Raw genomic sequence first — 22,349 nt, forward strand, 5'->3', positions numbered from 1 at the left:
GGCGACAACACCGCCTTCGAAAGATCGAGGCCGAGATAGTCGTCGGGCTTGTAGTCGTCAGCGCGCGCAACGCCGCCCCATGCGAGCACGAGGGCAACGGCCATTGCAAAAGGAGCGCTCTTCAGAATCACGGACGCCTCCTGAAATTGATTGTTAAGAGGTAATTTACCTCTATTTAGGAGGCGTCGCGCGCAATTCCAGCGGTCAGCTGCCGCCGTGGTTAAGAAGTTTGGCGGTGTCAGGCGACCTTTCGCGGTGCACCCGTCTCTTCAAGAAACCCCATTAGACGGGTACGGATGATGGTTTCCGCCTCAGCCATGATCCTGTCGACGAGTTCCTTGCAGGTGGGGATGTCGTGGATGAGGCCTGCGACCATTCCGCAGCTCCAGGCGCCGGCGTCCATCTGCCCGTCCAGCATGATCCTGGGATAGACGCCCGCGACCTGGTCGTGGATGTCGTCGATCTTCAGCTTGTCGCCCTTCTCGCGTTCAATCTCGAGCAGGCGGTCGACATTGGCGTTCTTCAGCACGCGCTCGGTGTTGCGCAGGCTCCGCATGATGAGGCGGGTGTCGAGCTCGGTCGCGGCGACCAGCGCGTTCTTGACGTTCTGATGCACCGGCGCTTCGCTGGTGGCGATGAAGCGCGTGCCCATGTTCATGCCGGCCGCCCCCAGCGACAGCGCCGCGACGAGGCTGCGGCCGTCGGCCATGCCGCCGGACGCGACGAACGGAATCTTCAATTCCTCCGCCGCGCGCGGCAGCAGAATCATGTTGGGAATGTCGTCCTCGCCGGGATGGCCGCCGCACTCGAAGCCGTCGACGCTGACGGCGTCGCATCCGATGCGCTCGGCCTTCAGGGAGTGGCGCACCGAGGTGCATTTGTGGATGACCTTGATCCCGGCAGCCTTCAGCGCCGGCATGTAGGCTTCCGGGCTGCGGCCGGCGGTCTCCACGGACTTGATGCCGCCTTCGACGATGGCGGCGATGTATTCCGGATAAGGCGGCGCGGCGAAGGTCGGCAGGAAAGTGAGGTTCACGCCGAACGGCTTGTCGGTCATATCGCGGCAGCGTGCGATCTCTTTTGCCAGCAGCTCCGGCGTCTTCTGCGTGAGACCGGTGATGATGCCGAGTCCGCCGGCATTGGAGACGGCAGCCGCCAGCTCGGCAAAGCCGACGAAATGCATGCCGCCCTGGATGATGGGGTGCTCGATGCCGAACAGTTCGGTGATCGCGGTCTTCACTTAAATTACCTCCCGGGCTTTGCTTGACGTTCGCGCCAGTCTAGCCGGACTTTTGCGCCGCGGTCATCCTTTCTCTCTCGCCATTTCTCTCAGAACGGCCATTGCTCAATGCCCCCGCGCGGGAGCGCCCAGCTTGATCGGGCGCAGCACCGCGGCGGTCGGGATCATCAGCACCGCGATGATCGCGAGCGTCCAGAACACGTCGATATAAGCGAGCAAATCGACCTGCTGCTGCAAGGTGCGCCCAACCCAGGCGACCGCCTGCGAGGCTGCATCACTCGCGTTCGAGCCCTGAGCTTGGAAGAAGCGGGTCATCGTCTCGATGGTCTGCTGATAGCCGAGGTCCGATGGCGCGGCGTGCTCGATCAGGCGGCTCTGGTGGAATTGCTGGCGCTGCGCCAGAATTGTTTGCGCCAGCGCGACGCCCATGGAGCCGCCGATATTGCGGGCGACGTTGATCAGCGCCGACGCCTGGTTGGTCTTGTCGGGCGGCACACCGTCATAGGACGCGGTCGTGACCGGCAGGAACAGGAAAGGAAGACCGAGCGCGAGGAAGATCCGCGACATCGCGGCATAGCCGTAGGTGATATCGCCGGTAAGGCCCGTGAGATGCCACATCGAGAAGGCGACGATGGCGGCACCGAACATGATGAGATATTTCGGCTGCACGCTGCTGACGAGGCGGCCGACCACTGGCATCAGCACCAGGGTCGCGACGCCGCCGGGCGACAAAGCGAGACCGGCCAGCATGGCGGTGTAGTTCAAATCGCTCTGGAGCAGTTGCGGCAAAAGCTGTGTCGTCGAGATCAGCACCGCGCCGGTCGCAAGCATGACCAGGAAGCAGGCGGCGAACTGGCGACGGCCCAGCAGGCGGAGATCGACGATGGGATCCTCCCGCGTCAGCTCCCACGGGATCAGCGCGAGCAGTGACATGGCCGAAAGTACCGCGAAGAACACGATCATGTTCGAGCCGAACCAGTCGTTGCGCTGGCCCTCGTCCAGCACGTATTCGAGCGAGCCGAGCCCGATCGCGACCAGCAGGAAGCCGACATAGTCGACGCGCAGGCCCTTGCTCAGCAGCTTCTCCCTCTCCTCCTCCGCGCCCGAGGGCTCCTTGACCAGCGTGCCGACCAGGAACAGCGACAGCAATCCCATGGGGACGTTGATCAGGAACACCCAGTGCCAGGTGTAGGTGTCGGTGATCCAGCCGCCGAGCGTCGGACCGACCACGGGCGCGACCACGACCGCGACGCCATAGATCGCGAACGCCTGGCCGCGCTTGTGCGGCGGGAAGGAGTCGGCGAGGATCGCCTGCTCGCTGGTCGCCATGCCGCCGCCACCAAGGCCCTGAAGGATTCGGAACAGCACCAGCGCCTGCAGATTCCAGGCGAAGCCGCACAAAAGCGAGGAGACCGTGAAGATCGCAACGCAGATCATGTAGAAGCGCTTGCGGCCGATCACGGTCGACAGCCAGCCCGAGATCGACAGCACGATGGCGTTGGCGACGAGATAGCTGGTGATGACGTAGGTGCTCTCGTCGATGCCGACGGCAAGCCCACCGGCGATGTGGCGCAAGGCAACGTTGGCAATGGTGGTGTCGAGCACCTCCATGAAGGTCGCGATCGAGACGACGAACGCGATGAGATAGGGATTATGACCGCCCGCCGCCGAGCGCTCCGGCGACCAGCCGCCCGCGGATGCACTGCCCTGCGCCGTGTCGGTCATCGCACCCTGGTCCAGGGCACGACCGACATGCCGGGACCAACGGGCAGATCGGCCGGCCAGCTGTCGACCACGATCTTCACCGGCACGCGCTGCACCACCTTGACGTAATTTCCGGTGGCGTTCTCCGCCGGCAACAGGCTGAACGCGGTGCCGGAGCCCGGCTGCACGGACTCGACATGGCCGGTGAGCTTGCGCGCGGGATAGGCATCGATGCGGATCTCGACCGGCTGACCCGGCCGCATGTCGTTGAGCTGCGTCTCCTTGTAGTTGGCGACGATCCAGACCTCGTCAGGCACGAACATCATCAGGCTCTGTCCGGCTGTCACGAAAGTGCCCTTGGCGCCGCTGAGCTTGACGACGCGGCCGGACTGCGCCGCAACCACGCTGGTATATTGCAGGTTCAGCTTGGCCTGATCGAGCTGCGCCTGCGACTGCTGGAGCTGCGCCCGGGCGCCCTCGAGCTGCGCCTGCAGCGTCTTGATGCCGACCTGCGCGGCCGTCACAGCGGTCTTCGCGCGTTCCGTGTTGGCCTGCTGCGCCTGAAGATCGGAGCGGGTCTGCTGCTGGCGCTGCACGGTGCCGGCGCCCTTCTCGACCAGATCCTGGGCGCGCGCGAATTCCTCCTGCGAGAACTGAAGCTGGGCCTGGGCCTGTTCGAGCTGCGCCTCCGCCTGCTTGATCTGCTCCTGCTGGGAGACGATCTGCGCCTCGACATTGGCGATGTTCGCCCTGGCGACCGCGACCTGCGCATTGGCCTGATCGATGGCGATGCGATAGTCGCGCTCGTCGATCTTGGCGAGAAGGTCCCCGGCTTTGACATGCTGGTTGTCCGTCACGGGTATGTCGGTCACGTAGCCGCCAACCTTGGAGGCCACGGAAAAGCTGCGCGCGGCGACGAAGGCATCGTCGGTGGATTCATAGTGGCGCACCTGGAGCCAATAGAGCACTCCGCCGATAAGGGCCGCGAGCAAGACGATGGTGCCAACGCTTGCTAGCAACCAATGCTCGCGAATCCGCTCTCGCAGCGACGGCGCCTTGGCCGGCTTCGAGTCCGTGGCGTCACGGGCCTGATCAGGAGATATCTTCGGAGCTTCCTTCGCCCTCTGCGGCTGCTCCGCGGACGGTCCACGCTCCCGTGTTTGAGCATCCACGGTGAACACCTTTCTCGGGGATCAAACTGGCGGCAGAGCCGCCAAGGCCGGCACACGCGCCGCGAGCCCAACTGCAACTCCTGATCATGGTTCCGCTTGTTGCGAGCACCATCGCGTTCGTGAACGCCTGCCCAAAAAGCGAGCGCGGCACACTGGGTGCCGCGCCCGCCTCGATATCTCATGGGAAGCGTACCCGGTCTCAGTGCGTCTTCGTCGCGTGCCATTTCTCGAGATCGGGTTTCACCTCGTCCGATCCCTGCTCCTTTTCCGGAGTGCCCTTCCAGGGCTTGTCCGTCTGCTTGTGCGAACCCCAGTCGCTCTGCTGCCGGGGATCGTCGTTAGGCCGTTCCTTGCTCATCGAGCTTCCTTTCGGTGGAAACGCTTACGCGAAGGGGACACCGTAATAGGAGTTGATCCCGCGAACCGCGGCGTCATCACCCCAGTTCCAATCACTCCGTTCGCCGTATTTGGGCGCGCCTTCCAGTTCCTTGGTGGTGATGCCGGTGACGTAACCGCCGAGCTCCGTGTCGTATTTCAGCGACTGCCACGGCAGCGGATAGTGGTCGTTGCCGAGGCCCAGAAATCCGCCGAAGCCGAGCACGGCGTAGGACACCTTGCCGCTGATCTTGTCGATCATCACGCGTTCGATCGAGCCGATTTTGTTGCGATCGGCACCGTAGACCGATGTTCCCTCGACCTTGTCGCTGCCGATCAACCGACCCATCTCGTTTTGGTCCAGTTCACCCTGATTCAACATCTCAATTCTCCACTCAGCCAGTTGTGGAGACAACCCGAAGAGGTGCGCGATCGTTCCGGCATGTTCCGTCAGACTTGAGGAACATCGCCGGAAACGGGCGGTTCTCTCAACTTCAAATCCCGGAAACCAAATACCGGAAAACGAAGGGCCGCCTTGATGTCCCAGACCGTCTCCGACTTCATCGTTCAACGTCTGCATCAATGGGGCGTGCGCCACCTCTTTGGCTATCCTGGCGATGGCATCAACGGCGTGTTCGGAGCCCTTCAGCTTGCTGAGGGCAAGATCGGCTTTGTTCAGACCCGGCATGAGGAGATGGCCGCTTTCATGGCGAGCGCCTATGCGAAGTTCTCTGGCCAACTCGGGGTCTGTATCGCAACTTCGGGCCCCGGCGCCTCGCATCTGATCACCGGGCTCTACGATGCCCTGCTGGATCACCAGCCCGTGCTCGCGATCGTCGGCCAGCAGGCACGCAATGCGCTGGGCGGGCAATATCAGCAGGAACTCGATCTCGTCTCGATGTTCAAGGATGTGGCTGGCGCCTACGTCATGCAGGCCTCCTCGCCGGCGCAGATCCGGCATCTGATCGATCGATCGATCCGGATCGCGCTGGCCCGGCGGACGCCAACGGTGATCATCCTGCCCAACGATATCCAGGAGGAGCCCTACGAGGACCCGCCGCGCGCTCACGGCACTCTGCACTCCGGCATTGGCTATAGCGCTCCAAGCATCAAGCCTCGTGACGCTGACCTCGACCGTGCCGCCGAGGTGCTCAATGCCGGCAAGAAGGTCGCGATGCTCATCGGCGCCGGCGCGCTCCACGCCACCGAGGAGGTGATCGCGGTCGCCGACCGCTTGTCCGCCGGCTGCGCCAAGGCGCTGCTCGGCAAGGCGGCGCTCCCCGACGATCTCCCCTGGGTCACCGGCTCGATCGGCCTGCTCGGCACCGAGCCCAGCTACAACATGATGATGGAATGCGACACGCTGCTGATGGTCGGCTCCGCCTTTCCCTATGCCGAATTCCTGCCGAAGGAAGGCGCGGCGCGCGGCGTGCAGATCGACATCGACGCCGGCATGATGTCGATCCGCTTTCCCATGGAGGTCGGCCTCGTCGGCGATGCCGCCGAGACGCTGCGCGCCCTGCTGCCGCGACTGAAACCCAAGAGCGATGGCGCCTGGCGCCAGGGTATCCAGGACGACGTCGCGAAATGGTGGAAGACGCTCGATGATCGGGCACATCAGCCCGCAGCACCGGTCAATCCGCAGCTCGTCGCCTGGGAGCTGTCTCCGCGCCTGCCCGACCGCGCCATCGTCACCAGCGATTCCGGCTCCTGCGCCAACTGGTTCGCGCGCGACCTGAAGATGCGCCGCGGCATGACGGCCTCGCTCTCAGGCGGGCTCGCCTCGATGGGTGCCGCGGTGCCCTATGCGCTCGCCGCGAAATACGTCCATTCCGACCGCCCGGTGATCGCCCTCGTCGGCGACGGCGCGATGCAGATGAACAACATGGCGGAGCTGATCACCGCCGCCAAGTATTGGCGCGACTGGAAGGATCCGCGCTTCATCGTCTGCGTCTTCAACAATGAAGATCTCAACCAGGTGACCTGGGAGCAGCGCGTCATCAACGGCGATCCGAAATTCGAGGCGTCGCAGCGCATACCAAACGTGTCCTATTCGCGCTTTGCCGAACTGGTCGGCCTCTCCGGCATCTATGTCGACAGCCCGCGGCTGCTGGGCTCGGCCTGGGAGCAGGCGCTGGCGAGCGACATGCCGGTGGTATTGGAGGTGAAGACCGATCCCGAAGTGCCGCCGCTTCCGCCGCACATCACCTTGCAGCAGGCCAAGAACTTCTCGCTTGCGCTGCTGAAGGGCGATCCCAACGAGAGCGGAGTGATCAAGGGGGCGGCGCGGCAGGTGCTGGAAAAGATCCTGCCTGGAAGTGCATGAGGTGAAGCATGAGCGATTTCCGCGATATCCAGCACGGCGTCAACGATCCCGTGGATGGCCTCGACGTGAAGCGGCAGATCAACGACAACCGGACGCCGCACGAGCGGGCCCAACGCCATGCAGACGTGCGTGCCGAGGCCACCGCCACGCCGAGCGAGCCGTTTCTGCCCGAACGGCTTCGGCGCAAGCCGACGGATCCCATCAACCCACGGAGCGGGCGGAGACCGACCGATTAGCCGTTAGGAACTCCGGCCGCTGCGGCGTGTTGGTGGGCGCAACGCCGCGCGGCGAGAGGCTGCGCGCCCATTCGGAGGGATCGGACCATGAAACGAATGATTATCGCAGCTGCTTGCGTGCTGCTCGCAGGCCCCGCACTCGCCCAGTCGCTCGGCGAGAAAACCGGCGTCAACTCGGCGCTCGGCGTCGCGCCCGCCACCGCCGACTTCGTCAAGGAAGTCGCCATCAGCGATATGTTCGAGATCGAGTCGAGCAAGCTCGCCGAGCAGAAAGGCAACGCGCAGGAGAAGACCTTTGCGCAACAGATGGTGACCGACCACACCAAGACCAGCAGCGAACTTAAGGGCCTTGTCAGCGGCGGCAAGGTGCAGGCGACCCTGCCGACAGCACTCGACAGCTCGCATCAGAGCAAACTCGACAAGCTCAAGAGCGCGAATGGCAAGGACTTCAGTTCGGATTACAATTCGTACCAGGTCAGCGCCCATGAGGACGCGGTCTCGCTGTTCGAGCGTTACGCCAAGGGCGGCGACAATTCCGACCTGAAGGATTGGGCCGGCAAGACGCTGCCGGCGCTCAAGCACCATCTCGACATGGCCAAGGAGCTCGGCAAGGCGCCGAGCGTCGGTCAGACCAAGTAAACATCTTACGAGGACGCCGGCCCTACCGGCGTCCTCTCGTTTTGCAACGATGCCTGTCTCCGCGCAGTGAGATCGAAGATCGCGGAGATCGTCATGACACATCACGACAAGACTTCAGTATCCCGCCGGCACGTCGTCCAAGCGGCGAGCGCAACGCTCGCTGCTGCTTCGCTGGCCTCTTCGACAGCGGAGGCATGACGCCGCTCGGCCGTTCCGGCCAGCCCGCCGAACTGGCCTCGATTTATGTGCAGCGTGCCGCGGCCGACGCGAGCAATGCGACCGGCTAGGTGTATGGGTCCGCTGGTGGATCGGGACAGCCGTAGTCGGCGCGGCAGACTTATGCCACGAAGCAGAGCCCAGGAACCTTCTTTGTCTCCGGGCTTTACAAAACTGTCATGAAGGACATCACGCTTGCAGACCGATGGCATTAGTAGAGGTTAAACCTAGCCGGATCGACACCGCGATCGCGGATACGATCGCTGATCACACCAATTCAGGCATCGAGCACACGGCGCAGACATTGACCTGGGCTGCCGACGAGCACGTGCTGCTCGCGCTGGCCGCGGCAGGGTGGCTCTACACTCATATTTGGCAGCCCCAACAGCGCCCCGTTGCAAATCACGTTGTGGCCGTGTCGCTGGCGACTGCCGTCCTCCCGCATGTCCTGAAATCCATATTCGATCAGACCAGGCCAGACCGGCTGACCATACGCGGACACCGACATGGAGTACCCATCTCAGGACAGGCGCGCGACGCCTTCCCGTCCGGTCACGCGGTCCATATGGGCGCACTTGCCTCGGCGGCGGGCCTGCTGCCGAAAACGCCGCGTCGGTTGGTGCGTGCGATTGCGGTCGCACTTTCGCTGACACGGATTGCGGTACTCGCGCATTGGGCAAGCGACGTCGTCGCAGGCTTTGCGCTGGGCGCGGCTGTAGAGAGACTCTTGCGGCCATGGACACTGACGCAATCGTTGCGCAAGCAGCTCACTTGGCGGAAACGGCCATGACCGAATATGTCGTGCGCTTCATCGCCGGTGGCATCATCGTCTCCGCTTTTGCGATCTTGGGCGATATGCTCAAACCCAAAAGCTTTGCGGGGTTGCTCGGCGCAGCACCGTCAGTTGCACTGGCGACGCTCGGCATCGCCGTCGTCCAGCACGGCCCGCAATATGCCGCGGCAGAAAGCTGGACGATGATCTATGGCGCGGTCGCGCTCGGCTGCTACAGCGTCGTCGTCTGCCATCTGCTGATCAGATACTGTGTGTCCGCGCTGCCGGCGACCGTCCTTGCTGGTATCGTGTGGCTTGCGGTCGCCTTCGGCCTGCTCGCCGGCTTTGGAGGTGCGGCCTGATGCCGGTCAAGCTGTCGCTCTCCGCGCTGAAGCAGACGCGCTGGTACGAATACGGCATTCGTTTCCTGCTCGGTGGCCTGGCGACCGTGCTCACGGGGGTTCTGGGAGCGCGCTTCGGTGTTTCCGTCGGCGGACTTTTCCTTGCGCTTCCCGCCATCTTCTGCGCGAGCGCAACGCTGGTCGAAAGCCATGAACGCCGCACCAAGGAGAAGGCCGGCCTCAGCGGCACGCGCCGCGGACAAGAGGCCGCCGGGCTCGACGCGGCTGGCGCCGCCTGGGGAAGCATCGGTCTCCTGGCATTCGCCGCCGTCTTTCATGTTACCGTGGCCGCAAGCGTTCCGGGCGCTTTCGCCGCCGCGTTGATAGCTTGGGCCGTGGTTTCGGTATTGGCCTGGGGGCTCAGGCGCAAGCTGCGCATCGTCTCCCGCAAACCGCCCCGGTCAGCCCATTCGCCATCAGCAAAGGGTTCTCCCCTTACGAAGCGTTAGCCCGCTTTGGCATGCATTGACGGCTGCAATCTCGGCGGTTGAAGGCCCGGGCTGTTGGCCCAGCGCTCGACCTGCTCGATGACCTTCTGGTGGCTGGGGCGCACCGGTCTGGGTGCTTCGCTCTCTTCGACATGTGTGCGGGGCAATCTGACTTCGTTCGTCATGACGTCTCTCCCATTTGCCGGGAGTATACACCTGTCAAAGGATCCTTGCATCACATAAGTTATTGATTTCATTATATTTTCTTGCTAACTTGGCGTCATAGCCGCATCTTGTGGAACCGCGGCCGAATGAGTTCGTTGAGTAAACTACTCAACTTGCTCATTTTGGGTGATTGATCATGAACGACCTTCGCGCCGAGCGGCTCCAGGTCATGCTGTCACCGGAAGAACTGGCCGCGGTGGACGACTTCCGGTTCAAACATCGCATGCCGACGCGAGCCGCGGCCGTGCGCGAGCTCCTGAAGCTCGGACTGGCCACCGCCGCAGTCGATGCAGGGGCGAATGTCAAATCGAGCAGGTTCGGAGTTTTCGGGCGCGGCCCGGACGGCCATACGCAACCGCATCCCGAGCGCGGCTCCGAGGATTAGTCCAGCCTGATGCTCAAGCAAACGGCCCCGGCACGGGGTGCCAGGGCCGTCCTTGGAGATTACTTCCGGATCACCGGGGGCATGACAACCGGAAGCAATCCCTCGACTCTTCGCGTGCGAATTCGTTCCTGAAGGAATTAGCCGCTCGGCGCGTCGCCGGAATCATCGGGCGCCATGCCGGAACCGGGCGTCTTGCTGTTGTCGTTCAGCTTGGGATCGCGCGTGGCCTCACGAGAGGGCGAGCCCTTTGGCTCCGACTTGTGCACGGTCTGCGCACGCTGCTTGTCCCGCGGCTGCTGTTCACCGCGCTGATCTCTGATGATGCCTTGGTCGGAATGGGCCATGATAGCTCTCGCCTCTTTGCTGTCTCGAAGCGCTTACGCGCCGGAGCGTCGAAGGTTCCGACCCGCGAGATCAGACTGCTAACTGTGCGCTGAGTGCACCGGGGTCGATGCATTTTCGTGATGCACCTGCCGCACTGTCGTCACGGCGGCGAACGCGACCGACACGCCAAAGGCGAGGATGAGCGAAAGAAGAGCCAGACGTGGAGCCATTGCAAAAACCTCCTGAAATAGGAAATCAACGCGATCGACTGTTACGAATGATCCTGCTTGTTGTCCGTGCGCAGTCTCACACGCAGATCCACGAACACGACAGAATTACGCATCCTGCTTTTGAGGCCTGCGCGTTGGAACGGGCGGCACCTCGCCGTCGAGCCAATCCTGCTCGTCGGCAAGTGCCGTCCACGCATTCGCCATGCGCAGAAAACGATTGTGTGCCGGCTGTGCTTCGGCCCTCTCGGCGAGCTGGAGGCAGTTGTCGGCGTTATCCCTGAAGATCTCGGACTGTTTCATCAACATGAATTGGGGACGGAACCGACGCGTCGCAACCGCCCTTTACCGGATCGTAACATCTGCGGAACTTTCGACCGCCGTCCGCCATTGGACGTCCATGCGGATTCTTCTCGCGATGGTTTTGGCGTTCATCAGCACTGCACCGCTTGCCGACAGCACCGGAGAGCGACGGCCGACCGGCCGCACGCCGACCGCAACCGAGACCATCAGCGACCTCTACACTTTCAGCCGCTTTCAGCAGGGCTTGCTGGAGAGCACCGACCTGAAGGGCAATGCCGAGGTCAAGAACCTCGCCGCCCTGCGCGCCGAAGAAGCAGCCCGGCGCGACAAGGCCCTGAAACAGATTCAGGAGACGATCGGCACCGAACCGCGCGTCGCCAAGACGACCTCGGCGAGCGCGAGCCTGGTCGAGCCCGAAACTTCGGACGGACCGACTTTCGTCAGAAGCTTCTATGCCGCGCAGATTCCCGAGTATGAATCGGTGATCGACCTGCTCGAGCGCTATCTGAAGGCGCCCGACAATGCCGCGCTTGCAACATTCGCGCGCGAGCAGCTCCCACTGTTGCGCTCACAGGTCAAAGACGCCGAGCGCACCATGGCAGACAAGTAGCCGTTTATTTATTGTTCGGATGACTTTGCTGGCTCTCCGGCCGCACGGTGCGGTCGCTCTCCGGCATCCGGTCCCGGCCGGCATCCCCATTGTCATCCTTGCCGCCCGAAGTCGAGGTGCCGCTACCGCTGGGATTGGACCGGGTCGACGCACCCGTAGTTGGTGTGTCCGCGCGTGGGGTGGCGGAGCTTGCGGCGGGGTCGCCGGTCACCGCACCACGGCCGCTGGGCGCGCCGCCTTGTGCGAACGCCGATCCAGCCAACAACATCACGGTGCCGATCACGGCAAATCCTGCTTTCATGTGCGCTCTCCCTGTATTCGAGGCTAACAGCAGGACCAGCGGTCCGTTCCAGAAGCGATGACCGAGGCCCGAACGGGCCCCCAAGGTGTCTTCCCTCGGCAGAAATCAGGAACCCAATGGAACCATTCCGAGGTATCGCTATTGTGTTAATCGGGCTGAGCAAAGCAGGTTCCACGTCCTGGCGCCGTAACGTTGGCGCTTGATTTCGAATTTGGCTGACGCTCTATTTTGATAATCCGCGTCTTGCCTGGGAATCGGCTGACGCCTGCGGGGGACAAATTATGAGCGACCTCGATCCCGGATCTGCATCACGTTCCGGTCGTCGCGTTCCAAAGCCAAAAGCCAACGGCATGTCGGAGCCCGATTCCCGGGCAGAATTGCTGCTCGCCCTGCAGGCCATGCGCAACGGCGATTTCTCCGTGCGCATGAGCGGCGACTATCTCGGCATCGACGGCAAGCTCGCCGACACTTTCAACGACATCATCGCCGCCAATCAGCGCATGGCGCAGCAGCTCGAACTGGTCGGCCAGGTGGTGGGCCGCGAGGGCAAGACCCGCCAGCGCGTGAAGTTTGGGCTGGCCTCCGGCTCCTGGGCCGACATGGAAGGCTCGGTCAATACGCTGATCGACGATTTGCTGTGGCCGACGCGCGAGGTGACGCGCGCGGTCGCAGCCGTGGCGCAGGGCGACCTGCTCCAGACCGTCAAGCTCGACGTCGATGGACGCCCCCTGCGCGGCGAATTCCTGCAGTCGGCGACCATCGTCAACACCATGATCAAGCAGCTCGGCGTGTTCACCTCCGAGGTGACGCGCGTGGCGCGCGAGGTCGGCACCGAAGGCAAGCTCGGCGGCCAGGCCCAGGTGCCTGAGGTGACCGGCGTCTGGAAGGATCTGACCGAGAGCGTCAACTCGATGGCGAACAACCTGACCAACCAGGTTCGCAACATCGCCGAGGTGACGATCGCAGTTGCGAACGGCGACCTCTCGAAGAAGATCACGGTCGACGTCCGCGGCGAAATCCTTCAGCTCAAAGAAGCCATCAACACGATGGTGGACCAGCTCCGCTCCTTTGCGTCGGAAGTGACGCGCGTGGCGCGCGAGGTCGGCACCGACGGCAAGCTTGGCGGCCAAGCCATCGTGCCAGGCGTCGCCGGCACCTGGAAGGATCTCACCGACAGCGTCAACGCGATGTGCGGCAATCTCACCGCACAGGTGCGCAACATCGCCAACGTCACCACCGCCGTGGCCCGCGGCGACCTGTCGCGCAAGATCACGGTGGACGTGCGCGGCGAAATCCTGGAGCTGAAGGACACCATCAACACCATGGTGGACCAGCTCAACTCGTTCGCCTCGGAAGTGACGCGCGTCGCGCGCGAGGTCGGCACCGAAGGCAAGCTCGGCGGCCAGGCCCAGGTGCCGGGCGTCGCCGGTACCTGGAAGGACCTCACCGACAACGTCAACTTCATGGCGTCGAACCTCACCGCGCAGGTCCGCAACATCGCCGACGTTGCCACCGCCATCGCGAGCGGCGACCTCTCCAAGAAGATCACGGTGAACGTCTCGGGCGAAATCCTTCAGTTGAAGGAAACGCTCAACACGATGGTCGACCAGCTCAACGCCTTCGCCGGCGAAGTCACGCGCGTCGCGCGCGAGGTCGGCACCGAGGGCCGGCTCGGCGGCCAGGCCAACGTGCTCGGCGTCGCCGGCACCTGGAAGGACTTGACCGAGAGCGTCAACTCGATGGCCTCGAACCTCACCGCGCAGGTCCGTAACATCGCCGAGGTGACGACCGCGGTCGCGGGCGGCGATTTGTCGAAAAAGATCACCGTCGATGTCCGCGGCGAGATCCTCGAGCTGAAAGACACCATCAACACCATGGTGGACCAGCTCAACGCCTTTGCCGGCGAAGTCACGCGCGTTGCCCGCGAGGTCGGCACCGAAGGCAAACTCGGCGGCCAGGCCCAGGTGCGCGGCGTCGCCGGCACCTGGAAGGATCTCACCGACAGCGTCAACTCGATGGCCTCGAACCTGACCGGCCAGGTCCGCAACATCGCCGAAGTCGCGACCGCGGTGGCCAAGGGCGATTTGTCGAAGAAGATTACCGTCAACGTGTCAGGCGAAATCCTTCAGCTGAAGGAAACGCTCAACACCATGGTGGACCAGCTCAACGCCTTCGCCGGCGAAGTCACGCGCGTCGCGCGCGAAGTCGGCACCGAAGGCAAGCTCGGCGGCCAGGCCGAAGTCCCCGGCGTCGCCGGCACCTGGAAGGACCTCACCGACAGCGTCAACTCGATGGCGGGCAACCTCACCGCCCAGGTCCGCAACATCGCCGAAGTTGCGACCGCGATCGCCGGCGGCGACTTGTCGCGCAAGATCACCGTGGACGTGCGCGGCGAGATCCTTCAGCTCAAGGACACGCTGAACACGATGGTCGACCAGCTCAACCGCTTCGCGGGCGAGGTGACGCGCGTGGCGCGCGAGGTCGGCACTGAAGGTCGGCTCGGCGGCCAGGCCAACGTGCCCGGCGTCGCCGGCACCTGGAAAGACCTCACCGACAGCGTCAACTCGATGGCGGGCAACCTCACCGCCCAGGTCCGCAATATCGCCGAAGTCACCACTGCCGTGGCGCGCGGCGACCTCTCGCGCAAGATCACCGTCGACGTCCGTGGCGAGATTTTGGAGCTGAAGAATACCATCAACACCATGGTGGACCAGCTCAACGGCTTTGCCGGTGAAGTGACGCGCGTCGCGCGCGAAGTCGGCACCGAAGGCAAGCTCGGCGGCCAGGCCGAGGTGCCCGGCGTTGCCGGCACCTGGAAGGATCTCACCGACAACGTCAACTTCATGGCCTCGAACCTCACGGCTCAGGTCCGCAACATCGCCGAGGTCGCGACCGCGATCGCCGGCGGCGACCTCTCAAAGAAGATCACGGTGGACGTGCGTGGCGAGATTCTGCTGCTCAAGGACACCTTGAACACCATGGTCGAGCAGCTCCGCTCCTTCGCCGCGGAAGTGACGCGCGTCGCGCGCGAGGTCGGCACCGAGGGCCGGCTCGGCGGCCAGGCCGTCGTGCCCGGCGTCGGCGGCACCTGGAAGGACCTCACCGACAACGTCAACCTGCTGGCCGCGAACCTCACCACCCAGGTCCGCAACATCGCCGAAGTCACCACCGCCGTCGCGCGCGGCGACCTGTCGCGCAAGATCACCGTCGACGTGAAGGGCGAAATTCTCGAGCTCAAGAACACCATCAACACCATGGTGGACCAGCTCAATGCCTTCGCCGGCGAAGTGACGCGCGTTGCCCGCGAGGTCGGCACCGAAGGCGAACTCGGTGGCCAGGCCCAGGTGCCCGGCGTCGCCGGCACCTGGAAGGATCTCACCGACACGGTCAACTTCATGGCGGCGAACCTGACCGAGCAGGTCCGCGGCATCGTCAAGGTGGTGACCGCGGTCGCCAACGGCGATCTCAAGCAGAACCTCACCGTGAAATCGAAAGGCGAGGTCGCGGCGCTCGCCGACACCATCAACAACATGACCGAGACGCTCGCGACTTTCGCCGACCAGGTGACGTCGGTGGCGCGCGAGGTCGGCGTCGAGGGCAGGCTCGGTGGTCAGGCCGACGTGCCCGGCGCCGCGGGCACCTGGAAGGACCTCACCGGCAACGTCAATTTGCTGGCAGCCAACCTCACCTCGCAGGTGCGCGCGATTGCGGAAGTGGCGACCGCCGTGACCAAGGGCGACCTGACGCGGTCGATCCAGGTCGACGCCCGCGGCGAGGTCGCAGAGCTGAAAGACAACATCAACACGATGATCACGAACCTCCGTCTCACGACGGACGTGAACACCGAGCAGGATTGGCTGAAGACCAATCTGGCGAAATTCACCAACATGCTTCAGGGCCAGCGCGACCTCACCACCGTCGGTCGCCTGCTGCTGACCGAATTGTCGCCGCTGGTGAACGCGCATACCGGCGTGATCTACCAGGTCGAGAATGAAGAGAATCCGCGGCTCCTGCTGCTTGCCTCCTATGCCGGCGACGGCGTCTATCCGTATCCGCGCGTGCTGCCATTCGGCGACGGCCTGATCGGCCAATGCGCGCTCGACCGGCGCCCACGCGTGATCGCGGACATTCCGCCTGACGTGGTGCCGATCAATTCGGCGCTGCTTCGCGTAGCGCCGAAGAACCTCGTGGTGCTGCCGGTGCTGTTCGAAGGCCAGGTCAAGGCGGTCATCGAGCTCGCCTCGCTCACCTCCTTCACGACCTCGCAGATGACCTTCCTGGAGCAGCTCACGGACTCGATCGGCATCGTGCTCAACTCGATCGAGGCGACGATGCAGACCGAAGGCCTGCTCAAGCAGTCGCAGCAGCTCGCCGGCGAGCTCCAGACCCAGCAGCGCGAATTGCAGCAGACCAACGACCAGCTCGAACAGAAGGCGCAGCAGCTCGCCGAGCGCAACGTCGAAGTCGAGCGCAAGAACCAGGAGATCGAGCAGGCTCGCCGCGCACTGGAGGAAAAGGCAACCGAGCTCGCGCTGACTTCGAAGTACAAGTCCGAATTCCTCGCCAATATGAGCCACGAGCTGCGCACGCCGCTGAACTCGATCCTGATCCTCGGCCAGCAGCTCACCGACAATCCGGACGGCAATCTTACCGGCAAGCAGGTCGAATTCGCCCGCACCATCCATGGCGCCGGCACCGACCTGCTCAATCTCATCAGCGACATTCTCGATCTCTCCAAGATCGAGTCCGGTACGGTGACGGTCGACGCCGAGGAAATCCTGACCGCGAATCTGCTCGAGACGGTCGGGCGGCCGTTCCGTCACGAGGCGGAGAACCGCAATTTGTCGTTCAAGATCGACGTCGATCCGAATCTTGCGCGCAGCCTCGTCACCGATTCCAAGCGCCTGCAGCAGGTTTTGAAGAACCTGCTCTCCAACGCCTTCAAGTTCACCGCCGAGGGCGAAGTGCGCCTGAAGGTCGCCGCCGCGGTCGGCGGCTGGGGCACGGATCATCCCGTGCTGAACTCGGCGCCGGCCGTGATCGCATTCGAAGTGTCCGATACCGGCATCGGCATTCCGCTGGAGAAGCAGAAGCTGATCTTCGAGGCGTTCCAGCAAGCGGATGCCGGCACCAGTCGCAAATATGGCGGTACCGGCCTCGGCCTTGCGATCAGCCGCGAACTCGCAAGCCTGCTCGGCGGCGAGATCCACCTGCGCAGCTTGCCGGGCAAGGGCTCGTGCTTCACGCTTTACCTGCCGCTGAAATATTCCGGCCCGACGCTCGCGCCCCGCGCAACGCCCCAACAGAGCCAGCCGCCGGCGCTGCAGCCCGCGACAGCCGAACCGCAGCGCGTGATCGAGCAGCTTCCCGACGACCGGCTCAACCTCGAACCCGGCGATAGCATCCTCCTGATCGTCGAGGACGACCCGCACTACGCGCGCGTGTTGGTCGACCTCGCCCGCGACAAGGGATTCAAGGTGCTGGTCGCGGCCCGCGGCGCGGAGGCGCTGGAGCTTGCAAAGCAGTACCAGCCGAGGGCTGTCTCGCTCGACGTATTCCTGCCGGATATGCTCGGCTGGACCGTGTTGAGCCAGCTCAAGCACAATCCGCTGACCCGCCACATCCCCGTGCAGATCATCACGCTCGACGAGGACCGCCAGCATGCGCTGGCGCGCGGCGCCTTCTCCTTCGTCAACAAGCCGACGACGACCGAGGGTGTCTCGGCCGCGCTGACCCAGATCAAGGAATATGCGCGACCGCGGCGCAAGCGGCTGCTCATCGTCGAGGACAACGAGGCCGAGCAGCTCTCGATCCGCGAGCTCCTGCATCACGACGACATCGAGATCGTGACGACCGGCACCGGTGCCGACGCGCTCTCGATGCTGCGTGAGAACCCCTGTGATTGCGTCGTGCTCGACCTGCGCCTGCCCGACATGACCGGCTTCGAGGTGCTGGACCAGATCCGCAATGACGAGGCGCTCTCGAACGTTCCGGTGGTCGTCTTCACCGGCCGCGAGCTGTCGGCCGAGGAAGATGCGGAGCTCCACACCATGGCGCGGAGCATCGTGGTCAAGGGCGTGGAATCGCCGGAGCGCCTGCTCGACGAGACCGCGCTGTTCCTGCACCGCGTGATCACGGAGTTGCCGATCGAGAAGCAGCGCATGCTCGAGAAGCTGAACAGTTCCGACGAAGACCTGATCGGCAAGACCGCCCTGCTCGTCGACGACGACGCCCGCAACATCTTTGCGCTGTCGAGCGTGCTGGAGCGGCGCGGCATGAAGGTGCTGACGGCCACGACCGGCAACGAGGCGGTGGCCCTGGTCGAATCCAACCCGGAGATCGCCATCGTGCTGATGGACATCATGATGCCGCAGATGGATGGCTATCAGACCATCGGCGTCATTCGTGAAAACCCCACCTTCGCCCGTCTTCCGATCATAGCGTTGACGGCCAAGGCCATGAAGGGCGACCGCGAGAAATGCCTCGAGGCCGGCGCGTCCGACTATCTCGCCAAACCCGTCAACACCGATCAATTGCTGCTTGCAATCCGCATGTGGCTGCACCGCTGAGTTGGATGCCCGTATGGACCACGAAAAGGTCAACATCCTCCTCGTCGACGACCAGCCGGCCAAGCTGCTCGCCTATGAGGTGATCCTGAAGGATCTCGGCCAGAACCTCGTGATCGCCTCGTCCGGTCGCGAGGCTCTGGAGGTGCTGCTCAAGACCGAGATCGCGGTGATCCTGGTCGACGTCTGCATGCCCGAGCTCGACGGCTTCGAGCTCGCCGCGATGATCCGCGAGCACCCGCGCTTCCAGAAGACCGCGATGATCTTCATCTCGGCCATTCAAGTCAGCGACATCGACCGCCTGCGCGGCTACGAGATGGGCGCCGTCGACTACGTCCCGGTGCCGGTCGTGCCGGAGGTGCTGCGCGCCAAGGTCAAGGTGTTTGCAGAGCTCTATCGCAAGACGCGCGAGCTCGAACGGCTGAATCAGGACCTCGAGGACCGCGTGCGTGCACGCACCGCCGAGCTTGAGAATTCCACAGCAAAGCTGCGCGAGAGCGAAGAGCGGCGCAGCATGGCGATCGCCGCCGGCAAGATGGGCTCCTGGGACTGGGACTGGATCACCGGCGACTGGATGTGGGACGAGGGCCAATACCGCATCTTTGGTGTTGGCCCGGAGAGCTTCGAGGTGAATCCGGCCAACGTTCAGGCGCTGTTGCATCCGGATGACGTCGATCAGTTGCGCAAGGCGATCGCCGAATTCAACAAGGGCACGCGCTCCTATGAAACGGAGTTCCGCATCGTGCGGCCCGACGGCGATGTGCGCTGGTGTGTCGGCACGGCCGCCGCCACGGTTGACGATAGCGGTCGGGTCATGCGCGTCAGCGGCGTGACGGTGGACATCACCGAACGCAAGCGCGCCGAGGAACGGCAGACTCTCCTGGCGCGGGAAGTCGATCATCGCGCCAAGAATGCGCTGGCGCTGGCGCAATCGATCGTGCGCCTCACCCGCGCCGACGAGGTCAAAGCCTATGTCAGCGCCGTCGAGGGACGCATCAATGCACTGGCGCGCGTGCACACGATCCTGTCGCTATCGAGCTGGCAGGGCGCCGAACTCTCGAAGCTGATTGACGAGGAGCTTGCGCCCTATTCCCTCGGCGGCCAGATCAAATTGGCGGGGTCGGAAGTTCAGTTGCTGCCGGCAACCGCCCAGACGCTGGCGCTGGCGCTGCATGAGCTTTTCACCAACTCGGCGAAATATGGCGCGCTCTCGACGCGGACGGGACGGCTCGCAATCGGCTGGCAGGTCGAGGACGAGCTGCTCACGCTGACCTGGGAGGAATCCGGCGGCCCGCTCGTCATGACGCCGAAATCCCGCGGCTTTGGTACGCGGAGCCTGCTTGCGAGCGTCGAGTCCCAGCTCGGCGGGCAGGCGCGATTCGATTGGCGCGCCGAGGGTCTGCTGTGCCGGCTCGAGGTGCCGTTGGTCCGCAAGACTGCCGCGACGACCGCGCCCGGCAACTTCGAAGCCGCCAGCTCCGCCGAATTGCAACGCGCTTCCGGCTAACCGGAGGCCGCACTCTTCCTGCGCTGCGTCGTTTGCGGCTCGCGCGCGACCCGTCCTTCGAGCCAGGCTTCTGTTTGGGCGAGATCGCGCAGAGCCTTGGCATAGCGGCACGCCGCGCTTCGCTCCGCGCCGCGGGGCAGCTTGCGCGCTTTGCGGAGGATGTCCGCAGCGGCATTACGATAAGCCAGAGAGCGATAGAGAAAGACCACCTTACCCATATCGAATGTTCCCGTGTTGCGCGGTCATTCTCGCCCACCCGGCATGAACGTCGGATGAAGCGGACGATGACAATTCCTTCATGCGGGTGGAACCGGCGCGTGTCGCAGGCGTTGCATGCGAGATTGGGATAGAGTTCCATGCGCGCGAAGAAGTCGTCTGACCTGATCTCTCCCAGCGGGCTCGTCAAGCTGATGACGCACGCGATGATGGGCGCAGCCTTAGGACTCGCTTTCAGCCTCTTGCTCGTGCTGTCCAATCCCGGCGTCGCCAATTTGCTGAGTCACGGCGGAAGGCAGGCCGTTGTCGTTTTCGCCCTCACCTTGGTGACGACGTTCGCGATCGGCGCGACACTGACCGGCGTCGTTTTCATCCTGGCCGAGGACAAGCAATCTTGAACTATGCGTGCTTTACCGGAATTCTTTGTTCGGAACTCCTGCGACGAATGGCAGTTGGCTGCCTGCGTCAATTCAACTCAGGGAGTTCCCGCAGATGAAGACCACCAAGCTCGCTCTTGCCGTGATGTTGGCAACCGGCCTCGCCGCTGCACCGTTCGCCGTGCAGGCCAAGTCGCACAAGGCAAAACACAGATCATCGATGTCATCGTCGCAGACCACCACGGGCGCCAACACCAAGTCCTCCAAGGGTGCTGATCCCTCCGGTCAGGGCGGCTCCGGCCCCGGCTCCGACCAGGGCGGCACCATGACGAACAACAAAGCCGGCATGAGCAACACCAAGTAGGCGTTCGTCGAAAACACGAAGGCCCCGCGATCGCGGGGCCTCTTGCTTTGGTATTCGAACAGACTTCTCTCGGGCCGCTTCGTCAACATGCGGTATCGACGAGCCCCGCACCTCGCGTTGCGCGTAGGCTTCAGCTACGATGGCTGCCCAGGATGTCAGGATGAACGCCTGCAGGATCTGACTTCACCAGATGGTCGAGTCGTGCGCGCTTGCGCGCGATCAAGAGCTGGGCCGCGGCGTCGTCGAGCCCCTCGCGTTGCAGCTGCCGGATGGCAGAGCCCAGTTCGAGAATCTCGGCGCGCAGCTTTAGAATCCGGTATGCATCCGGGTCTTCCTCCACCATGCGCTCCCAAGGCTCTCAGCGGCGCGCGATCACGCGCAGAGGACTACCTGATGTCTTCGCGGAACGAAGGCGCATCCTATCGCGGACATTCGGCAGGACATCGCCGCCACCTGCAGCCTTCCATTCGCCGATCAGCAGATTGATTTTCCGGCGCAGATCCATCTGCGCCAGGGCCTTCTCCGTGCAGTCCCGATCGCGCTCGACAAGCTCGCGTACGGCCGCCTCGACATCGGCCATTTCCAGCCTCAAGGCGCTGATTTTACGTCGAATTTCATTAATTTTGTTGTCCATGACTTGTTAGAACAAAATAAGAACATATAGTCAAGTCACGATTTCAGAAGGGAGAAGCGACATGCAGGTTCAAGGTAAATACGATGCCAAGTCTTTCCTCACCGAGCAGATGACGCGGGCGCAGGGCCTCCGGCTGAAACGGCTGAGCGAAGAGGCGTATCAGCCCGCGCAATACGCGCGGGATCTGTCCTCCAGCGAGGCAGCACGGCGCATTCAGGTGCTGGAAGCGGAGATCGAGCTGGCGGATTCGTTCTAGGCTAGGTCGCCCATCCGGAACGTTGCTTGCGCTTTCGGAACCATGCCTGTCCCGGATTGTTTTCCCAGGCCAAGGGAGAACATGCATGGCACGCAAGGCAAAGAAGCGCCGCTACTCGCGCAGCTCCGGCAGCGATGTCGAAGGCGAGATGAAGCGCTACAAGAAGGGGACCGCGAAAAGCGGACCGGGCGGTCGAGGCGGACGCGTGAAGAGCCGCAAGCAGGCAATCGCGATCGGCCTGTCGAAAGCGCGCAAGAAGGGCAAGAAGGTCCCGAAGAAGGCCGCGAAACGAAAGACGTCCAAGAAGACGTCAAAGAAGACATCTCGGAAAACATCCAAGAAGACTTCGAGAAAGAGTTCGAAGAAGACGTCGAAGCGCAAATCCTCCAAACGGTCGCGCTGACCTCAGTCAGATCATGCTGCCCGGCATGAAGCAGCGGATCGAAACGCCGAACGCGGTCTTCACCGGCCACACCATGGTGCGGCCGGCCCGGTTCGGCTCGGTGATCACGGCTTCGTCCGGTACCTCGACCCACTCGCCGTCG

26 protein-coding genes and 1 pseudogene are annotated in these 22,349 nt (G+C 63.5%); 15 read left to right on the plus strand and 12 right to left on the minus strand.

The features are described from left to right. Positions 1 to 238: 238 nt before the first annotated feature. From IVB32_RS04475 to IVB32_RS04495, 5 genes are all read right to left on the minus strand, one after another. Positions 239 to 1,240: a nitronate monooxygenase family protein gene (locus IVB32_RS04475; RefSeq protein ID WP_085361362.1), complete on the minus strand. Its 1,002-nt coding sequence runs from the start codon at positions 1,238 to 1,240 to the stop codon at positions 239 to 241. 105 nt (positions 1,241 to 1,345) lie between these two features. Continuing rightward, positions 1,346 to 2,965, minus strand: coding sequence for a DHA2 family efflux MFS transporter permease subunit (locus tag IVB32_RS04480; protein ID WP_204513881.1), 1,620 nt, complete (start codon positions 2,963 to 2,965; stop codon positions 1,346 to 1,348). Beyond that, entirely contained in the window at positions 2,962 to 4,116 is a 1,155-nt protein-coding gene (locus tag IVB32_RS04485; protein ID WP_247369249.1) for an HlyD family secretion protein, read from the minus strand. The genes IVB32_RS04480 and IVB32_RS04485 overlap by 4 nt, the downstream gene beginning before the upstream one ends. A gap of 199 nt (positions 4,117 to 4,315) precedes the next feature. Continuing rightward, positions 4,316 to 4,474 (minus strand): hypothetical protein, encoded by a 159-nt coding sequence (locus tag IVB32_RS04490; RefSeq protein WP_007594751.1) that lies wholly within the window; start codon positions 4,472 to 4,474, stop codon positions 4,316 to 4,318. Positions 4,475 to 4,498: 24 nt separating this feature from the next. Beyond that, positions 4,499 to 4,873 carry a PRC-barrel domain-containing protein gene (locus IVB32_RS04495; RefSeq protein ID WP_007594753.1) on the minus strand — a complete coding sequence of 125 codons (375 nt, stop codon included), beginning with the start codon at positions 4,871 to 4,873 and terminating at the stop codon, positions 4,499 to 4,501. 156 nt (positions 4,874 to 5,029) lie between these two features. Here IVB32_RS04495 and IVB32_RS04500 point away from each other — a divergent pair, with 156 nt between their 5' ends. From IVB32_RS04500 to IVB32_RS04530, 7 genes and pseudogenes are all read left to right on the plus strand, one after another. After that, entirely contained in the window at positions 5,030 to 6,817 is a 1,788-nt protein-coding gene (locus IVB32_RS04500) for a thiamine pyrophosphate-requiring protein (RefSeq protein ID WP_247369252.1), read from the plus strand. Positions 6,818 to 6,825: 8 nt separating this feature from the next. Continuing rightward, a complete protein-coding gene (locus IVB32_RS04505; RefSeq protein ID WP_018456212.1) occupies positions 6,826 to 7,053 on the plus strand; it encodes a hypothetical protein in 228 nt (75 codons plus the stop codon). Between the two features lie 87 nt (positions 7,054 to 7,140). Continuing rightward, on the plus strand, positions 7,141 to 7,692 hold the full coding sequence (locus IVB32_RS04510) for a DUF4142 domain-containing protein (protein ID WP_085352563.1): 552 nt from the start codon (positions 7,141 to 7,143) through the stop codon (positions 7,690 to 7,692). Positions 7,693 to 7,880: 188 nt separating this feature from the next. Continuing rightward, positions 7,881 to 7,979: pseudogene (locus tag IVB32_RS04515) on the plus strand (NAD(P)-dependent oxidoreductase); the annotation flags it as partial. 134 nt (positions 7,980 to 8,113) lie between these two features. Next, positions 8,114 to 8,698 (plus strand): phosphatase PAP2 family protein, encoded by a 585-nt coding sequence (locus IVB32_RS04520; protein WP_247298602.1) that lies wholly within the window; start codon positions 8,114 to 8,116, stop codon positions 8,696 to 8,698. Then, positions 8,695 to 9,042: a DUF3147 family protein gene (locus tag IVB32_RS04525; RefSeq protein ID WP_018456208.1), complete on the plus strand. Its 348-nt coding sequence runs from the start codon at positions 8,695 to 8,697 to the stop codon at positions 9,040 to 9,042. The genes IVB32_RS04520 and IVB32_RS04525 overlap by 4 nt, the downstream gene beginning before the upstream one ends. Then, positions 9,042 to 9,530 carry a DUF3147 family protein gene (locus IVB32_RS04530; RefSeq protein ID WP_247369254.1) on the plus strand — a complete coding sequence of 163 codons (489 nt, stop codon included), beginning with the start codon at positions 9,042 to 9,044 and terminating at the stop codon, positions 9,528 to 9,530. Before IVB32_RS04525 ends, IVB32_RS04530 begins: the two co-directional genes overlap by 1 nt. Here the strand turns inward: IVB32_RS04530 and IVB32_RS04535 are convergent. Next, positions 9,527 to 9,694, minus strand: coding sequence for a hypothetical protein (locus tag IVB32_RS04535; RefSeq protein ID WP_162847273.1), 168 nt, complete (start codon positions 9,692 to 9,694; stop codon positions 9,527 to 9,529). The genes IVB32_RS04530 and IVB32_RS04535 overlap by 4 nt on opposite strands. Before the next feature lie 176 nt (positions 9,695 to 9,870). Between IVB32_RS04535 and IVB32_RS04540 the strand changes: the two genes are divergently transcribed. Further along, positions 9,871 to 10,119 carry a hypothetical protein gene (locus tag IVB32_RS04540; protein ID WP_018456205.1) on the plus strand — a complete coding sequence of 83 codons (249 nt, stop codon included), beginning with the start codon at positions 9,871 to 9,873 and terminating at the stop codon, positions 10,117 to 10,119. 137 nt (positions 10,120 to 10,256) lie between these two features. On the opposite strand, the gene IVB32_RS04545 is transcribed toward IVB32_RS04540, so the two are convergent. After that, complete coding sequence (locus tag IVB32_RS04545) at positions 10,257 to 10,463, minus strand: hypothetical protein (RefSeq protein ID WP_007594775.1); 207 nt, start codon at positions 10,461 to 10,463, stop codon at positions 10,257 to 10,259. A 315-nt stretch (positions 10,464 to 10,778) separates the two neighbouring features. Further along, entirely contained in the window at positions 10,779 to 10,973 is a 195-nt protein-coding gene (locus IVB32_RS04550; protein WP_026233106.1) for a hypothetical protein, read from the minus strand. Between the two features lie 97 nt (positions 10,974 to 11,070). Between IVB32_RS04550 and IVB32_RS04555 the strand changes: the two genes are divergently transcribed. Further along, complete coding sequence (locus IVB32_RS04555; RefSeq protein WP_085352567.1) at positions 11,071 to 11,583, plus strand: DUF4142 domain-containing protein; 513 nt, start codon at positions 11,071 to 11,073, stop codon at positions 11,581 to 11,583. Positions 11,584 to 11,587: 4 nt separating this feature from the next. On the opposite strand, the gene IVB32_RS04560 is transcribed toward IVB32_RS04555, so the two are convergent. Then, positions 11,588 to 11,884 carry a hypothetical protein gene (locus IVB32_RS04560; protein ID WP_085352568.1) on the minus strand — a complete coding sequence of 99 codons (297 nt, stop codon included), beginning with the start codon at positions 11,882 to 11,884 and terminating at the stop codon, positions 11,588 to 11,590. 281 nt (positions 11,885 to 12,165) lie between these two features. On the opposite strand from IVB32_RS04560, the gene IVB32_RS04565 reads away from it, so the two are divergent. After that, positions 12,166 to 18,453, plus strand: a complete 6,288-nt coding sequence (locus IVB32_RS04565) for a HAMP domain-containing protein (protein ID WP_247409914.1) — start codon at positions 12,166 to 12,168, stop codon at positions 18,451 to 18,453. Between the two features lie 13 nt (positions 18,454 to 18,466). Next, positions 18,467 to 19,957, plus strand: a complete 1,491-nt coding sequence (locus IVB32_RS04570; protein WP_085352570.1) for an HWE histidine kinase domain-containing protein — start codon at positions 18,467 to 18,469, stop codon at positions 19,955 to 19,957. Here the strand turns inward: IVB32_RS04570 and IVB32_RS04575 are convergent. Then, complete coding sequence (locus IVB32_RS04575) at positions 19,954 to 20,175, minus strand: hypothetical protein (protein ID WP_018456200.1); 222 nt, start codon at positions 20,173 to 20,175, stop codon at positions 19,954 to 19,956. The genes IVB32_RS04570 and IVB32_RS04575 overlap by 4 nt on opposite strands. A gap of 138 nt (positions 20,176 to 20,313) precedes the next feature. Between IVB32_RS04575 and IVB32_RS04580 the strand changes: the two genes are divergently transcribed. Together IVB32_RS04580 and IVB32_RS04585 are read left to right on the plus strand one after the other, a co-directional pair. Next, entirely contained in the window at positions 20,314 to 20,571 is a 258-nt protein-coding gene (locus IVB32_RS04580; protein ID WP_018456199.1) for a hypothetical protein, read from the plus strand. A gap of 94 nt (positions 20,572 to 20,665) precedes the next feature. Next, on the plus strand, positions 20,666 to 20,914 hold the full coding sequence (locus IVB32_RS04585; protein ID WP_247369257.1) for a hypothetical protein: 249 nt from the start codon (positions 20,666 to 20,668) through the stop codon (positions 20,912 to 20,914). Positions 20,915 to 21,044: 130 nt separating this feature from the next. On the opposite strand, the gene IVB32_RS04590 is transcribed toward IVB32_RS04585, so the two are convergent. Then, on the minus strand, positions 21,045 to 21,257 hold the full coding sequence (locus tag IVB32_RS04590; protein ID WP_018456197.1) for a hypothetical protein: 213 nt from the start codon (positions 21,255 to 21,257) through the stop codon (positions 21,045 to 21,047). 15 nt (positions 21,258 to 21,272) lie between these two features. Beyond that, complete coding sequence (locus IVB32_RS04595) at positions 21,273 to 21,494, minus strand: hypothetical protein (RefSeq protein ID WP_018456196.1); 222 nt, start codon at positions 21,492 to 21,494, stop codon at positions 21,273 to 21,275. A 115-nt stretch (positions 21,495 to 21,609) separates the two neighbouring features. Here IVB32_RS04595 and IVB32_RS04600 point away from each other — a divergent pair, with 115 nt between their 5' ends. Then, positions 21,610 to 21,804: a DUF3072 domain-containing protein gene (locus tag IVB32_RS04600; protein WP_018456195.1), complete on the plus strand. Its 195-nt coding sequence runs from the start codon at positions 21,610 to 21,612 to the stop codon at positions 21,802 to 21,804. Positions 21,805 to 21,889: 85 nt separating this feature from the next. Further along, positions 21,890 to 22,207, plus strand: a complete 318-nt coding sequence (locus IVB32_RS04605; RefSeq protein ID WP_018456194.1) for a DUF6496 domain-containing protein — start codon at positions 21,890 to 21,892, stop codon at positions 22,205 to 22,207. The last annotated feature ends 142 nt before the right edge of the window (positions 22,208 to 22,349 follow it).

It is taken from the genome of Bradyrhizobium sp. 23, assembly GCF_023073295.1.
GTDB classification, from domain to species: domain Bacteria; phylum Pseudomonadota; class Alphaproteobacteria; order Rhizobiales; family Xanthobacteraceae; genus Bradyrhizobium; species Bradyrhizobium canariense_D.